We start from the raw sequence: 2,133 nt of genomic DNA, 5'->3' as shown, positions 1-2,133 counted from the left end.
GCCAGCGCTGGGCCGGGCATCCGATCGCCGGCCAGCCCCCACATGAACCGGCCAAGGAGACAACCGTGCTGCAACAAGCACACCGGGCACATATTGAGCGCCTGCTCGCCTTTTCGCAGCAGCCCGGCGCGGCCGAGGGCACGATAGAGCGTTCCTGGCTGCGCTGCTTCAACGACTATGGCCTCGACCCGAGCCGGCCGGTGCCTGCCTATATCGTGGAGGCGCAGCGCCTGCGCGAACACAAGGACCAGATCGAGGACTTTCTCGGCGTGGCGCGTACCGGCATGGAGCAGCTCTACAAGCGCGTCTCCGCCCTCGACTGCGTGCTGCTGCTGACCGACGCCCATGGCGTGACCGTGGACTTCATCGGCAACGACCACTGGGACCACGAGCTCAAGCGCGCCGGGCTCTACCTCGGCGCGGACTGGAGCGAGCCGCGCGCCGGCACCTGCGCGGTCGGCACTTGCATTGTCGAGCAGGCGCCGGTGACCTGCCACCAGACCGACCACTTCGACGTGTCCCATATCACGCTCACGTGCAACAGCGCGCCGCTGTTCGATCCCACCGGCGGCTTCCTGGGCGTGCTCGACGTCTCCGCGCTGAGCGCTCCGGCCCCGCGCGAAGGACAGCACCTGGCGCTGCAGATGACCACCATGTATGCGCAGATGATCGAGGACGCCAACTTCCTGCGCTACTTCCGCGACCAATGGATCCTGCGGCTGGGCTCGACCTGGTCGCTGGTGGACGTGGACAGCGAGATCATGGTCGCCTTCGACGCCGACGGCGTCATCCGGGGCATCAACAGCGGAGGCCGGCGCAGGCTGCGGCTGGCCGACGCCGCCGAAGGACACGGCGGCAAGCCCCTGGATTTGCGCGGCCACCTGCTCACCGAAGTCTTCCGCGAAGACATGAGCGAGCTCTGGCGCATCGCCCACGCCGGCATGTCGTCGGAGCGCACCGCCGTGCGCACCCATGACCACGGCTTGTACTATGCCACCGCCATCGCGCCGCGCGGCGCGCCGGGCCGGCCCTCGGCGTCCGGGGCCCAGCCGGCGCTGCCGAGCGCGGAGGCAAGCGCCGCGCTGGACGCGCTCGGAGCGGGCGACCCGCAGATGCAGCGGCTGATCCTGCAGGCCAAGCGGCTTGCCAACAAGCCGCTCAATATCCTGGTGCATGGCGAGACCGGCACCGGCAAGGAAGTCCTGGCCAAGGCGCTGCACGCCGCCAGCGAGCGCCGCGGCAAATCCTTCGTCGCGGTCAACTGCGCCGCCATTCCCGAATCGCTGATCGAGAGCGAGTTGTTCGGCTATTCGCCGGGCACCTTCACCGGTGCGCGCAGCAAAGGCATGCGCGGCCTGATTGCGCAATCCGACGGCGGCACGCTGTTCCTCGACGAAATCGGCGACATGCCGCTGCACCTGCAAAGCCGGCTGCTGCGCGTCCTGTCCGAGCGCGAAGTGATGCCGCTGGGCGCGGAGAAACCCATCCCGGTGGACCTGCGCGTGATCGCCGCCTCGCACCGCGACCTGCGCCAGCTGATCGCCGAACAATGCTTCCGCGAAGACCTCTACTATCGCCTGTGCGGCGCCACCTTGCACCTGCCGGCCCTGCGCGAGCGGCGCGACAAGGACTACCTGATCGCGCGCATCGCCGAAGAAGAGGGCCGGCAGCTGGACATGCGGGCCGAACTGGCACCCGCCGCGCTGGCCCTGCTCCGCGCCTACACCTGGCAGGGCAATGTGCGGCAATTGCGCAATGTGCTGCGCTTCGCGCTGGCCATGAGCGACAACGGCTTCATCGACACCGACGCGCTACCTCCCGAGATCCTTGAGGGCACGCAGGAGAACTTGGCAGAAACCGCCCCGGTGGCCACGCGGCCGCTTCCCGGCAACGAACGCGAGGTGCTGCTGGCGGCATTGCGGCGGAACAAATGGCGCGTTACGCAGGTTGCGGGTGAGTTGGGGATTGCGCGGGCGACGGTTTATCGGCAGATGGAGCGATATGGGATAGTTGCGCCTAATCAGCAATGATATTTTTATTTACTCTATGGTATTTCCAGGCATCTTTTTAAGCTATTTTTTTAATCTCTAGTAGGGACCTGATTTAGGTCTGCAGGGCCTAAAGGCGGAGTGG

Annotated in this window: 1 protein-coding gene; it reads left to right on the top strand. The window is 66.7% G+C overall.

The window, feature by feature from the left end:
* The coding region (locus P3W85_RS09530; RefSeq protein WP_346430254.1) for a sigma-54-dependent Fis family transcriptional regulator at positions 1-2,030 on the top strand (2,030 nt) is incomplete at its 5' end.
* Positions 2,031-2,133 lie beyond the last annotated feature (103 nt).

This window comes from Cupriavidus basilensis, from assembly GCF_029335485.1.
In the GTDB taxonomy this organism is placed as follows: domain Bacteria; phylum Pseudomonadota; class Gammaproteobacteria; order Burkholderiales; family Burkholderiaceae; genus Cupriavidus; species Cupriavidus basilensis_E.
Note: the sequence above shows the minus strand (reverse complement) of the source record. Positions and strands in the feature narration are given on the sequence as shown.